Origin of the sequence: Frankia umida (assembly GCF_023242945.1) — a bacterium.
Taxonomy (GTDB): Bacteria; Actinomycetota; Actinomycetes; order Frankiales; family Frankiaceae; genus Frankia; species Frankia umida.
Genome location: NZ_JALKFT010000026.1, coordinates 61,142 through 74,254 on the forward strand (window position 1 = coordinate 61,142; position 13,113 = coordinate 74,254).

General features: G+C 70.3%; 11 protein-coding genes, 3 tRNA genes and 1 pseudogene. 8 read left to right on the plus strand and 7 right to left on the minus strand.

Annotation, left to right across the window (positions count from 1 at the left end):
- Positions 1-4 precede the first annotated feature (4 nt).
- The gene (locus tag MXD59_RS20395; protein ID WP_248826235.1) at positions 5-268 is read right to left on the minus strand and encodes a THO complex subunit 5; all 264 of its coding nucleotides are present in this window, start codon (positions 266-268) and stop codon (positions 5-7) included.
- Between the two features lie 599 nt (positions 269-867).
- Here MXD59_RS20395 and MXD59_RS20400 point away from each other — a divergent pair.
- Positions 868-1,524, plus strand: coding sequence for a peroxiredoxin (locus tag MXD59_RS20400; protein WP_248826236.1), 657 nt, complete (start codon positions 868-870; stop codon positions 1,522-1,524).
- A gap of 117 nt (positions 1,525-1,641) precedes the next feature.
- Here MXD59_RS20400 and treY read toward each other — a convergent pair whose 3' ends face one another.
- Both treY and glgX read right to left on the minus strand, forming a co-directional pair.
- Positions 1,642-4,125 (minus strand): malto-oligosyltrehalose synthase, encoded by a 2,484-nt coding sequence (gene treY, locus MXD59_RS20405; protein ID WP_248826247.1) that lies wholly within the window; start codon positions 4,123-4,125, stop codon positions 1,642-1,644.
- Between the two features lie 31 nt (positions 4,126-4,156).
- Positions 4,157-6,385 carry a glycogen debranching protein GlgX gene (glgX, locus tag MXD59_RS20410; RefSeq protein ID WP_248826237.1) on the minus strand — a complete coding sequence of 743 codons (2,229 nt, stop codon included), beginning with the start codon at positions 6,383-6,385 and terminating at the stop codon, positions 4,157-4,159.
- 157 nt (positions 6,386-6,542) lie between these two features.
- Between glgX and MXD59_RS20415 the strand changes: the two genes are divergently transcribed.
- From MXD59_RS20415 to MXD59_RS20430, 4 genes are all read left to right on the plus strand, one after another.
- Positions 6,543-6,977, plus strand: coding sequence for an NfeD family protein (locus tag MXD59_RS20415; protein ID WP_248815194.1), 435 nt, complete (start codon positions 6,543-6,545; stop codon positions 6,975-6,977).
- Between the two features lie 60 nt (positions 6,978-7,037).
- Entirely contained in the window at positions 7,038-7,952 is a 915-nt protein-coding gene (locus tag MXD59_RS20420) for an SPFH domain-containing protein (RefSeq protein ID WP_248826238.1), read from the plus strand.
- Positions 7,953-8,106: 154 nt separating this feature from the next.
- Positions 8,107-8,649 carry a DUF3145 domain-containing protein gene (locus MXD59_RS20425; RefSeq protein ID WP_163549755.1) on the plus strand — a complete coding sequence of 181 codons (543 nt, stop codon included), beginning with the start codon at positions 8,107-8,109 and terminating at the stop codon, positions 8,647-8,649.
- Between the two features lie 215 nt (positions 8,650-8,864).
- On the plus strand, positions 8,865-9,158 hold the full coding sequence (locus MXD59_RS20430; RefSeq protein ID WP_163549754.1) for a DUF4193 domain-containing protein: 294 nt from the start codon (positions 8,865-8,867) through the stop codon (positions 9,156-9,158).
- A 103-nt stretch (positions 9,159-9,261) separates the two neighbouring features.
- Here the strand turns inward: MXD59_RS20430 and MXD59_RS20435 are convergent, their stop codons facing one another.
- Positions 9,262-9,855 (minus strand): isochorismatase family protein, encoded by a 594-nt coding sequence (locus MXD59_RS20435; protein WP_248826240.1) that lies wholly within the window; start codon positions 9,853-9,855, stop codon positions 9,262-9,264.
- A 230-nt stretch (positions 9,856-10,085) separates the two neighbouring features.
- Here MXD59_RS20435 and MXD59_RS20440 point away from each other — a divergent pair, with 230 nt between their 5' ends.
- Together MXD59_RS20440 and MXD59_RS20445 are read left to right on the plus strand one after the other, a co-directional pair.
- Positions 10,086-10,895, plus strand: a complete 810-nt coding sequence (locus MXD59_RS20440) for a DUF3097 domain-containing protein (RefSeq protein WP_248826241.1) — start codon at positions 10,086-10,088, stop codon at positions 10,893-10,895.
- A gap of 181 nt (positions 10,896-11,076) precedes the next feature.
- Positions 11,077-11,976 (plus strand): N-acetylmuramoyl-L-alanine amidase, encoded by a 900-nt coding sequence (locus MXD59_RS20445; RefSeq protein ID WP_248826242.1) that lies wholly within the window; start codon positions 11,077-11,079, stop codon positions 11,974-11,976.
- Positions 11,977-12,182: 206 nt separating this feature from the next.
- Here the strand turns inward: MXD59_RS20445 and MXD59_RS20450 are convergent.
- From MXD59_RS20450 to MXD59_RS20460, 3 genes are all read right to left on the minus strand, one after another.
- Positions 12,183-12,254, minus strand: a tRNA-Val gene (locus tag MXD59_RS20450).
- A gap of 12 nt (positions 12,255-12,266) precedes the next feature.
- Positions 12,267-12,338, minus strand: a tRNA-Cys gene (locus MXD59_RS20455).
- A 42-nt stretch (positions 12,339-12,380) separates the two neighbouring features.
- A tRNA-Gly gene (locus MXD59_RS20460) sits at positions 12,381-12,453 on the minus strand.
- Between the two features lie 321 nt (positions 12,454-12,774).
- Here MXD59_RS20460 and MXD59_RS20465 point away from each other — a divergent pair.
- Positions 12,775-13,113: pseudogene (locus MXD59_RS20465) on the plus strand (hypothetical protein); the annotation flags it as partial.

A 13,113-nucleotide genomic window follows, 5' to 3' on the forward strand; every position in this document is an offset into this window, starting at 1 on the left:
GGACCTACATGCCGAGGTAGTCGCGCAGCGGGCTGATCTTGGCGTGTAGTGCCGGTGTGAGCTCGCCGACGGTCTCGACCAGCGCGATCAGCCGTTTGGAGTGCTCGTCGACCAGATCGGCGAACCGCTCTCGTTGGACGTCCTCCCAGTCGAGTCCGTCGAAATGGGTCTGTAGCTTGAGAATCCGGTCCGACATCGTCGTGCCGAACTCGACGACATGGTTGGCGAACTCCTCCAGCTGATCCGGATCCACACGAATCGACGCCATGGTGCCTCCACCTCGGGTCAGTGCGATTACGCCAATATCATCCGTCCAGGATGCCCGTTGCGGGAGAGAAGTCGGTCGGTGGGGCGGCTGTGCCGGTTGCGATCACCCAACGTGAATATCTGCTACCTTCTGCTGTCGCTCGTGGTCCTGGGTGGCGCGGGGACGCCCTGAGCTTGTCCAAGATGGCACTATCGGGGCAGGCCGATGGGTACGGTCTGGGGCGTGGGAAGAGGTGACGGAGCTGCGTGCCGGGCTGCGAGGTGGGGTGTCACATGAGCGCCGCACGATGTAGCGGGGCGGGTGGGCCGTGGGCGGGGTGACACACCCCCGCGTATCGAGGCGGAGCCGACGCTGTACGCCGTGACCTGACCGTCCTTTCGATGGCAAGGTCGCGGGTGGCGTGGGTCCGCCCCGCCCGCGGCATGTTCGCGCCGCACGGCCTGTGGGCCGGGTCGAGCCCTGCGCCCTGTGTGCCGGGGCGCGGTCCATCCCGTCCGTCGGGCGGCCACCACCACCTGACCCCATCGCAGGACTGACCTCGCCCGCGGTACCTGGGCCCGCGGTACCCAGCGAGTGACAACTCAAGGAGAGAGACAACGATGACTCTGACGATTGGCGACACCGCGCCGGACTTCACGGCGCAGACGACCGAGGGCCCGATCAGCTTCCACGAGTGGATCGGCGACTCGTGGGCGGTGCTGTTCTCGCACCCGAAGAACTTCACCCCGATCTGCACCACCGAACTCGGCTACGTGGCCAGCATCAAGGGTGAGTTCGACAAGCGCGGCACGAAGATCATCGGCCTGTCCGTCGACCCGGTGGAAAAGCACGAGGGCTGGGCGAAGGACATCGAGGAGACCCAGGGCACCGCGCCGAACTACCCGCTGATCGGCGACTCCGACTTCGCGGTCTCCAAGGCGTACGGGATGCTCGGCGCCAACGTCAGCGGTGACCCGGCCGACCGCACGGCCGCGGACAACCAGACCGTCCGCAACGTGTTCGTCATCGGCCCGGACAAGAAGATCAAGCTGATCCTGGTCTACCCGATGACCACCGGCCGCAACTTCGACGAGGTCCTGCGGGTCATCGACTCGCTGCAGCTGACCGCCAAGCACAAGGTCGCCACCCCGGTGAACTGGAAGCAGGGCGAGGACGTCGTCATCGCCGGCTCGGTCAACAACGACCAGGCCAAGGAGATCTTCGGCAGCTGGAACGAGCCGAAGCCCTACCTGCGGATCGTCCCGCAGCCCAAGTAGTCCCGGCGGTACGACCGGCCCTCGGCCGAGGTGGCGACACTTCGGCCGAGGGCCGGCGACGTTTCCGGCCCGTACGCGGGCCGGTGGGCCGGCAGTCGAGCCGCCGGCCCGCGGCCCTCAGGAGCGGACGAGCAGGCTGACCGGGAAGTCGCGCAGCAGGCGCAGGACGTAGGCCGTCCCGCCGTCGTGGCGGCGCCCGGTCAGCACGTCGGTCCAGCGGCCCTCCGGCAGCGGCAGGGTGGTGTCCCGCCAGCCGCCGCCGCGGCGCAGACCCAGTACCAGACGCGGGACCACGGTCACCATCGCCTCGGAGCGGGCGAACGCCACGACGTTCTCCGCCGCCGAGCCGGATGCCCACAGCGGGCGGTAGGTGGCGTGGGCGCCGAACCAGTCCGGGTTGTCCCGGCGCACCCGCAGGGCGCGGGCGACCACCAGCAGTTTCGCGGCGCCCGCGTCGTCGAGCAGCGGGGGACGTCGCGGCGGGGAGTCGTCGGCGGGGATGTCGGCGCCGAGTTCGGCGAGCAGCTTCGTGCGGTCGCCGAAGTTCACCGGACGACGGTTGTCCGGGTCCACCAGGGACAGATCCCACAGCTCCTGGCCCTGATAGACATCGGGCACCCCGGGCATGGTGAGCTGCAGCAGCTTCTGGGCCAGCGAGTTGTGCCGGCCCAGTTCCACCAGAGCGCCGACGTAGCCGGTCAGCACCGCGAGGAACTCCTCGTCCTCGAGCACCGACTCGACGTAGTTCGCCAGGGCCGCCTCATAGGCGGGGTCCTGGTCGGTCCAGCTCGTGTACAGCTTGGCCTCGCGGGCGACCTTGAGCATGTACTGGGTGGCCCGCTCGGTGGGCAGCGGCCAGGCCCCGACGAGGGTCTGCAACAGGAAGTAGATCGTCGGGCGGTCGGGCCAGCCCTGTTCGGTGTCACGGTGGCGTTCGCCGAGGCGGACCAGCCGTCCGGCGGCCTCCGCCCAGCCACGCGGGTCCTCGGAGAGCACCGCGAGGCGGGCGCGGACGTCCTCGGAGCGTTTGGTGTCGTGGGTGGACAGGGTCGTCATCGTCAGCGGCCAGTCCCGCTGGGTGGCCACCGCCGCCTCGTGGAACTCGTTGACGGCGCTACGCGGATGGCCGGTGGTGAACGCGGGGAAGCGGGACGGGTCGCCGCCGACCTCGTTGAGCGCGATCATCCGGGCGTAGCGGTAGAACGTGGTGTCCTCGATGCCCTTGGCCATCACCGGGCCGCAGGTCTGCTGGAAGCGGGTGACGAACTCCGGCGGGCCGCCCAGAGCGAGGTCCTCGATCAGGTCGACCTCGGTGGCCCGGCCCGGCAGGTACGACCGGGCCTGCTCACAGGCCCGCACGATGTGGCCGCGGGCCTCCAGGCTCGGGGTGCCGTCCGGGCGGATGTAGGCACGGTAGACGTCGAAGGCTGCCAGTACCTCGCACAGCGCCTCGCGCAGCCCGCTGCGGGTCAGGTCGGCGCGGGCCCGGCGCGACTCCACCAGTGCCAGGGCGGTGAGCCGGTCGACCTCGGGCTGCAGGACCCCGGCGAGCACGTCCAGCTTCGCGGCTCGCGCCTCGGTCTCGTAGGTCGGATCGGCCCGGGTGATCTCCTCGTAGAGCACCGACAGCGGATGACCGGCGAGCGGGTCGAGGAACAACCGGGTGATCCGGCCGATGCCGTCGTAGCCGGTGGTGCCGTCGCACGCCCAGGTCCGGGGCAGCGTCTCGTCGTTCTCGAGGATCTTCTCGACGACCGTCCACACCCCGCCGGCGGCGTCGGAGAGCCGGCGCAGGTAGCCCTCCGGGTCGGCGAGGCCGTCCGGATGGTCGATGCGCAGACCCTCGAACGTGCCGGCGCGGACCTGCTCGATGAGCAGGCGGTGGGTCGCCGCGAACACGTCCGGTTCCTCCTGGCGCAGGCCCGCCAGGGTGGTGATGTCGAAGAAGCGCCGGTAGTTCAGTTCGGTGGCCCCGACCCGCCACCAGCACAGCCGGTAGTACTGGGCGTCCAGGGTGCCGGCGATGTCGTGGGGGTCGGCGGTGCCCGGCGCGGTCGGCAGCACGTGGTCGTAGTAGGCGACCACCCAGGCGCCGTCCTCGTCCTGGCGCACGCTGATCTCACCGGCGGCCAGGCAGTCGGCCAGGCCCGCGCCGAGGATCGGCACGACGACCCGGCCCGGGTTGTCCGGGCTGGCCCAGTCGATGTCGAACCAGCTCGCGTACGGCGAGTCCGGCCCCTCACGCAGCACCGACCACCAGGCCGCGTTCGCGGCCTGCGGGGCGACCGCCATGTGGTTGGGCACGACGTCCACGACCAGGCCGAGACCCGCGCGTCGGCAGGCGGCGACCAGACGGCGCAGCCCCCCGCTGCCCCCGAGTTCCGGGTTGATCTGGCCGTGCTCGACGACGTCGTAGCCGTGGGTCGAACCGGGCGCGGCCTCCAGCACCGGCGACAGGTACAGGTGCGACACCCCGAGGGAGGCCAGGTACGGGACGATGACGGTCGCGTCGGTCAGCGAGAAGTCGAGGTTGAGCTGCAGCCGGTAGGTCGAGGTCGGAACCGCCCGCTCGTCACCGGAGCCGGCCCGTCCCCCGATCATGGCACCCGCCCCGCCGGAGCCCATGGTCGCGTCAGGGGACACGGCGCAGCACGACCGTCGAGCGAGCGTCGATCTCGAGCGGATCACCGGCCTTGACCAGACGACCGCTGTCGCTGGGGTCGAAGGCGGTCGTGGCCAGGGGAATCGCCTCCAGATCGGCGTCGACGAGGGTGACGGACCGTCGGGTGTCCACCACTGTCTCCCAGGAGCCACCGAAGTTCGTGGCCGGCACGCGGAAGCCGACCGGTTCGAAGTGGGCGTTGAAGAACAGCAGGAAGGACGAGTCCTTGATCGGCTGGCCGAGCGCGTCCGGGTCCCGGATGGCGTCGCCGTTGAGGTAGACGCCGAGGGTGCGGGCGGTGCCGGACTCCCAGTCGGCGCTGGTCATCTCGGTGCCGTCCGGGCGCAGCCAGACGATGTCCTTGCTGGCGGGGTCCAGGTCGGTGTCCGTCGCCGGGTCACCGGTGGCCGGGCCGCCACCGGCCGGGCCACTCTGGCCGCTCAGCACGTTGCCCTTGAAGAACTTGCGGCGGCGGAAGATCGCATGGTCGCGGCGCAGTTTCGACACCTGGCTGACGAACTCGACCAGGTCGGCGTTGCGCTCGGCGTCGGACCAGTCCAGCCAGGAGATCGGGCTGTCCTGGCAGTAGGCGTTGTTGTTGCCGCGTTGGGTGCGACCCATCTCGTCTCCGGCGACCAGCATGGGCACCCCCTGGGACAGCAGCAGCGTCGTCAGCAGGTTACGGGTCTGCGCGCCGCGAAGCGCGGTCACCGCGGGATCGTCGGTGGGTCCTTCCACGCCGCAGTTCCACGAACGGTTGTCGTCGGAGCCGTCCCGGTTGTCCTCGCCGTTGGCCTCGTTGTGCTTGTCGTTGTACGAGACGAGGTCGCGCAGGGTGAAACCGTCATGGGCGGTGATGAAGTTGATCGACGCCCAGGGGCGACGCCCGGAGTTCTCGTACAGGTCGCTGGAGCCGGTCAGCCGGGAGGCGAACTCGGCGATCCCGTGGTCCTGCCCCCGCCAGAAGTCACGGACGGTGTCGCGGTACTTGCCGTTCCACTCCGTCCACAGGGGCGGGAAGTTGCCGACCTGGTAGCCGCCCTCGCCGAGGTCCCACGGCTCGGCGATCAGCTTGACCTGGGAGACCACCGGATCCTGCTGGACGAGGTCGAAGAACGACGACAGCCGGTCGACGTCGTAGAACTCACGGGCCAGGGTCGCGGCGAGGTCGAAGCGGAACCCGTCGACGTGCATCTCGGTCACCCAGTAGCGCAGCGAGTCCATGATGAGCTGCAGGACGTGGGGGTGGCGCACCCGCATGCTGTTGCCGGTGCCCGTGTAGTCCATGTAGTAGCGCGGGTCCTCGTCGACCAGCCGGTAGTAGGCGGCGTTGTCGATGCCGCGGAAACACAGCATCGGGCCCATGTGGTTGCCCTCGGCGGTGTGGTTGTAGACGACGTCGAGGATCACCTCGATCCCGGCCTCGTGCAGGTTGCGGACCATCCCCTTGAACTCCTGCACCTGCCGGCCCTGCCCGCCGGAGGCGGAGTAGCCGTTGTGCGGTGCGAGGAAGGCCACCGAGTTGTAGCCCCAGTAGTTGCGCAGGTTGCGGCTGACCAGATGCTCGTCATGGACGAACTGGTGCACCGGAAGCAGCTCGATCGCGGTGATGCCGATCCTGCGGTAGTGCTCGATCATGATGGGGTGGGCGATGCCCGCGTACGTTCCGCGGTACTCGTCCGGCAGGTCCGGGTGGTTCTTGGTCAGTCCGCGGACGTGGGCCTCGTAGATCAGCGACTCGTTGTAGGGCGTGCGCGGTGGCCGGTCGCCGTTCCAGTCGAAGAACGGGCTGATCACCACCGACTTCATCATGTGCGGGCCGGAGTCGGCGTCGTTGACGCTGTCCGGGTCGCCGAAGGTGTACGGGAAGACCGCCTGGTCCCAGGCGATCTCGCCGTCGACGGCCTTGGCGTACGGGTCGAGCAGGAGCTTCGCCGGGTTGCAGCGGTTGCCGGTGGCCGGATCGTACGGCCCGTCGATGCGGTAGCCGTAGCGCTGACCGGGGCCGACCGAGGGCAGGTAGGCATGCCAGACGAAGGCGTCGACCTCTTTGAGTTCGACCTTCTCCTCATGCCCGGCATCGTCGAACAGGCAGAGCATGACCTGTTGCGCGACCTCCGAGAAGATCGCGAAGTTGGTCCCCGTACCGTCATACGTGGCGCCAAGGGGATATGGGTGACCCGGCCAAACCTGCGACATAGGCCCGAAGCCTACGGCCACCGAGCCTGCCCTGATTCGTCGGCGCGGGAACCGACTCGTCACACGTGCGGCGGTCGGGGTGATCGCGCGCACCGCCAGCCCCGGCCATTGACGTTTCATTGATCGGTTCCGACCTGGTCAGGCCTAGCATGACCACATGGCCGACTGGGCGATCTGGGTCGTCGTCGCTGGCGCTCTGTTCGTTGGCGAGCTGATGACGCTGGACCTGATTCTCGTGATGCTGGGCCTCGGCGCGCTGGTGGGGGCGGTGCTCGCTCTGCTCGGCGTGGACGTGGTCTGGCAGATCGTCGCCGCCACCGTGGCGGCCGGCGGGTTCGGGCTGGGCCTGCGCCCGGTGGCCCGCCGGCATCTGCAACGCGGCCCGCAGCTGGTGACCGGGGTGGCGGCGCTGGTCGGCGAGCAGGCGCTGGTCGTCGAGCGGGTGGACGGGCTCGGCGGGCGGGTGAAGGTCCGCGGCGAGATCTGGTCGGCACGGTCCTACCCCAGTTCGCTCGTGCTGGACGCGGGCGAGCAGGCACGAGTGCTGCGCATCGACGGGGCTACCGCGATCGTGCACAGGTTCGAGCTCTGAGCACCGAGCCGAGCGGACGGGTCCGGGCGGCTGACGCCCGAGGCAGGGAGGGAACAGCTCATGGCAGGTGTCATCGTGGCCGCGGTGATCGCGGCGGTCCTGTTGGTCGTCCTCGTGCGGGCCGTGCGGATCGTGCCGCAGGCCCGGGCGATGGTCGTCGAACGGCTCGGCCGCTATCACCGCACACTCACCCCGGGTCTGGCGATCGTGGTCCCGTTCGTCGACCGCATCCGCGATCGCATCGATCTGCGTGAACAGGTCGTCAGCTTTCCACCGCAACCGGTGATCACCGAGGACAACCTCGTCGTCGGCATCGACACCGTCATCTACTTCCAGGTCACCGACCCGCGGGCGGCCACCTATGAGATCGCCAACGTCATCCGGGCGATCGAGCAGCTCACGGTGACCACCCTGCGCAACGTCATCGGTGGGCTGAACCTCGAGGCCACCCTCACCTCGCGCGACCAGATCAACGGCCAGCTCCGGGGCGTGCTCGACGAGGCCACCGGCAGGTGGGGCATCCGGGTCAACCGGGTCGAGCTCAAGGCGATCGACCCGCCCCGCTCCATCCAGGACTCGATGGAGAAGCAGATGCGGGCCGAGCGGGACCGGCGGGCCGCCATCCTGACCGCAGAGGGTGTGAAGCAGAGCGAGATCCTGCGGGCCGAAGGTGCGAAGCAGGCCGCGATCCTGCGGGCTGAGGGTGAGCGGGAGGCGCAGATCCTCACCGCGCAGGGCGAGGCGCAGGCGATCGGCACCGTCTTTCGTGCCATCCACGAGGGCAACCCCGACCAGAAGCTGCTCGCCTACCAGTACCTGCAGACCCTGCCCCAGATCGCCCAGGGCCAGGCGAGCAAGCTGTGGATCGTGCCGAGCGAGCTGACCGGGGCGCTGGGCAGCCTCGGTGGTCTGCTCGCCGGACCGGGCCAGGGGGACCACCACCCGGGCGAACCATCATCGGGCCGGGTGACATAGCCGGTGTGAGCACCGAGATACGACCAATTAGTCATACCTTTGGGTGGGGGTGGGGCTAGTCCCCACCGCTCGACCATGGGACGATTCCGTCAGCCGGTTGGGACGGGTCGATGAGACGCAGGGGAAGGCGTTCCTCGTCGACGGAGGTTCCTGCGTGGTCGCAATATCCCCGACAGCTCGTGAGCTGTCGTCAACCCCGTCATCGTTCGCGGTGCCGGGCAAACTGGCGGTCCTCGCCTGTCCGCCAGCGCTGTGTCCACATCTCGAGTTCGGCGTGTCCACAGTGCTGTCCGCGGCCGTGTCGTTGACCTGGACGGCACAGCCCGGTTCACCGGGGTTCCTGTTCGCCGGGCTGGAGTGGCGGGGCTCCCCGGGGACCGCGGGCCGGGTCGCCGCGAACCTGCGCCGGCTCGGGCACGTCACGTTCGAGACCGTGGAGGGCCCCTCCTCGGGCTGCGACGCCGAGCGCTACTCCTACACCCCGGAGCTGGGCCTGCACCGGGCCGCCATCGCGGCCAACGGTGACGTCGTGGTCGGTGAGGCAGCCCTGCGGGCGCTGCTCGAACGCGGCGAAGCCCGGGAGACCCTGGCCCGCGGACTGCACCGCCTGCTCGGTACCGCATGGGACGACGTGCTCGAACCACTGCGCCGCGGGGCACACGGAGCGCCCATCACCTGGCTGCGGCGCACCGGCTGACACTGTCTGCGGGGAGCGGCCACACCCCCGCTGACCTGCGCTCCGTCAGGATGACGCCGCCTGTGGGCGAGGTTCGTCGCGCAGCGACGCAGGCCGCGTTCCGGCGTGTGGCCAAGGCCACATACGGGTAGCGCGGGTCTGACGGGCACATACCCCGGCGGTTATGCGTTGAGGCTTGCGCACGACCACGAACAACCATTTTGGGAGTTACCTCAGTGGCCACCGATTACGACACCCCGCGTACGACCGACATAGAGGACGCATCGGAGCAGAGTTTGGAGGCACTCAAGGCCCGTCGTGCCGACGCGGCCGCGGATCTGGGCGATGAAGCCGACCCGTTCGAGGCGGAACTCGGACTGCCCGGCGCCGACCTGGCAGGCGAAGAACTGAACCTGCGCGTCCTGCCCCGGCAGGCCGACGAGTTCACCTGCACACAGTGCTACCTCGTGCACCACCGCAGTCAGCTGTTCGACGAGCGTCGGATGGTCTGCCGGGACTGCGCGGCCTGATCCTCGACCAGGTGCACGGCGGTCAGCCGACCGTTGCCGGCGTGGCCCGCAGTCCGCACGGCCTGTCCACCGTGTGGCCTGCCGACCACCCGGGCGGGTGCGCTCACCCGCCGACCAGGACGCCAGCCTCGCGCATGGCGTCCACGGCCCGGTCATCGTCGCCGGGGTGCAGGTTCACGAACCGGGTGAGCGCCAGGGGCAGCACCACCGTCAGACCCTGAGCCCGGGCATCCAGTGCGCTGGCCCGCACACAGTGATCGCCAGCCAGGCCGACCACGACGAGAGTGGTGATCCCCAGCTGCCCAAGCCGCTCGCCCAGCAACGTCGCCCGGCGGACCCCCGAGCGTGGATCCCGCACCGAGAACGCCGAGTACCCGTCGGCCCCATCGACACCTTTGCGGATCACCTCGCCGTCGACGACCAGATCCGGGTGGAAGGCTGCGCCACGGCTGCCCGCGACGCAGTGCGGCGGCCAGACGCCGCCGCCGGTGACGAAGTGCGGTGTCTCGGCGGGATGCCAGTCCTGGCTGTAGAAGACCGGCGAGCCGGCGGCTCGGGCGGCTGCCACCTGCGCGTTTATCCCCGCGATGACCTGTTCGCCGTCGGCGACGTACAGACTGCCCGCGGGATCGGCGAAGTCGTTCTGCACGTCCACCACCAGCAGCCCGACCCGCGGTCCGTAGCCCACGCCCGGCATCAGGGCCCACCTCTCTTCGCTCGGGTCGGCGTGTGCCGACCCGTCACGCTGACCGACCGATCGTTCACCCCCGATCGGCAGTGTCCCGCCGGGAGCCGGAGCCGTCGAGGGGAAAGTGGGCCTGTCGTGGGAAATGTCGCCTCGGGTTGATATGTCCCCGCGTGTCGTATCCCGACACGCCAGGGCGGATATCCCTGATCATGGCCGGCTCGCGGCTTAGGTTCGGCCCCATGCGCAGCCGTGACTACGGTCGGGACGTCCTGGCGCCCGCCGCCCGCCCCCGTCCGCCCGTCGTCCCCGAGGTCGAGCTGGAGCGGGACCTGGTCGTCGAGGAGCTCGCGACCGGGTTCTGCGGCGCCGTGGTCGGGAGTGAGGCCGGCGGGGTGACGCTGGAGGACCGTCATGGCGCGCGCCGGGTGTTCCCGCTCGAGTCGGGCGGGTTTCTGCTCGAGGGGCGTCGGGTCACGCTGGTGCGTCCACGCCGGTCGGGCCCGGCCGCACCCACGCGGACGGCGTCCGGCTCCGTGGCGGTCGCCGGGCAACGGGCTCGCGTCGCCCGGGCCAGCCGCATCTACGTGGAAGGACTGCACGACGCGGCGTTGGTCGAACGGGTCTGGGGTGACGACCTGCGGATCGAGGGCGTCGTGGTGGAAAGCCTCGACGGCGTCGACGACCTGCCCGGGGTGGTCGACACCTTCCGCCCCGGGCCTGGCCGGCGGCTGGGGGTGCTGGTCGACCATCTGGTCGCCGGCAGCAAGGAGAGCCGGATCGCCGCGGCGGTGGCCGGCGAGCACGTCCTGGTCACCGGGCATCCCTACATCGACATCTGGCAGGCGGTGAAGCCGGCGTCGGTGGGTATCCCCGCCTGGCCCACCGTGCTGCGGGGGCAGCCCTGGAAGGAAGGGGTGTGCCAGGCGCTGGGAGTCGGTGATCCCACCGACATGTGGCGGCGGGTGCTGGCCAGTGTGGACAGCTACGCCGACCTCGAGGTCGGCCTGCTCGGCGCGGTGGAACACCTGATCGACTTCGTCACCGCCTGACATGGTGCGGACGCGGACGGAATCCGGGTGGGGGAGTGGCGGGGGTGCGCCGCGGCGATGGTGGGCCGGAGCGTCGCATACGGTGAACTGGGCGGCCTGACACCCCCGCGGTGCGCGGCTGGGCACTGGTCGCCGTTCTTCGATGTCGATCAGGAGGCCGATGTCGGTCCGGGAACCGAGCATGATCGGGACATCGTCGGCGTTGATCGGGGACCGGTGGTCGAACCACGGGTCGGGACGCTGGCCGCCGGTGGTGGTCTGGGCGTCCGGCGCGGTCCTTGTGATCATCTTCGCGTTGGCCGCCGGGTTCGGACTGCGTACCCTGCTCGGCGACGGGGACGCACCGGGCGGTGCCGGGCCGGGTGGCGGTGCGGACGTGGCGCCGGCGACCTCCCTCGCCGGCCAGGTGATCGTGCTGGACGCGGGGCACAACGGCGGTAACGGCGCGGCGCCCGCGGCCATCGGCCGGCAGGTCCCGGCCGGCGGCATCAGCAAGGAATGCGACACCGTCGGCGCGCAGACCGATGCCGGCTATCCCGAACACGCCTTCACCTTCGACCTCGCCGAGCGGACGGCACGGCTCCTACGGGCCCGGGGTGCCACGGTCCGCCTGACCCGGACGGCGGACACGGGGGTCGGCCCCTGCATCGACGAGCGGGCGCGGATCGGCAACGATCTCGGGGCGGACGCGGTGGTGTCCATCCACGCCGACGGCGGGCCGGCCAGCGGACGGGGGTTTCACGTGATCGCGCCGGCACTGAGCCCCGACCGGGCGAACGCGGCGATCCTCGCCCCGTCCACCAGGCTGGCGACCACCCTGCGCACCACGTTCGGCCGGGCCACCGGTGAGCCACTGGCGGACTACCTGGGCCAGCAGGGGATGACCATCCGCTCCGACCTCGGCGGGCTGAACCTCTCCCGGGTGCCGAAGGTCTTCCTCGAATGCGGCAACATGCGCAATCCGACCGACGCCGCCGAACTGGTCGACCCGGCGTGGCGAGCCCGGGCCGCGACCGGTCTCGCCGACGGCATCTCGTCGTTCCTGGGCATACCGCCGGCATCACCGACACCGCGTCGCTAGGTCGACCCCTGACCGCCGCTGCCCCTGGACCCGCATCCGCGAGAAACCGTCCGCTGTGCCCGCCCACCGCCCACCGCCCACCGCCCACCGCCTGCAGGGCCGCGGCCCCGTGGGCGTCCCGTCCTGGGTCGTATCAGGCCTGGAAACAGCGACGGCCACTCCGCGTGGAGTGGCCGTTCGTGCAAGAGGGATCTACGATCCCGGGGTGGGCGATACTGGGATTGAACCAGTGACCTCTACCGTGTCAAGGTAGCGCTCTCCCACTGAGCTAATCGCCCGCGATGGACCAGAGGCGGAGGCGGGAATCGAACCCGCGTACAGGGCTTTGCAGGCCCTTGCCTAAGCCACTCGGCCACTCCGCCGCGGTGGGTGCGGCTGCAACGGACCTCAAACCTCTACTTCCGAGCGGACGACGGGATTCGAACCCGCGACCCTCACCTTGGCAAGGTGATGCTCTACCAACTGAGCCACGTCCGCATCGCACCTGCCCTGTTCGGCGGTGCAGGTAGAACTCTAGCGGACGAAGGGGCCTCACGTCGAATGGCCCGCCGGGCGTCGCGGAGATGTTGAGCTGGGTCAAGGCGTCCCACGTGAACATCCGGTTTCGCCCACGGCCAGGACACCAGGTCAGGTGTCCTGGGTGGCGACGGGGTCGGGGCGGCCCAGCCGGCGTCCGCGGGCCCTGGCCGGCGCGGGGCCCGCGGACGCCGAGGTACCCGGATGGGCCGGTCGGAGGCGGACCGAGCGCAGGGATGCGTGCTGCGGCGTCACCTGGCGGTGACGGTTAGGGTGAGCGGCGTGAGCCGGGCGAACACGGGCGTTCCGGGGCGCAGGTCCCACACGGGGGCAGCGGCGCGGGTCAGACCACGCCCACCCGGATCGTTCCTGCTCGCCGGCGGGCGACTCGCCACCGGCGTACTCGAGGTCACCGACGACCCGGCGGTGCTGGATCGCGGGGGCTTCTGGGCCGTCGCGATGGACTTCGAGGGCGCGTTGCGCTGCGTCCGCTTCGCGGACGTGCGGCCCGCGCCGCGCCGGGGGGGGGGGGGGGGGGGGCCCCCCCCCGCCGCGGCGACTCGGGGGCTCAGCGCGGTCATTCGGCTCTCGCGCACGGACAGTGAGCGACACGGGAGCCGT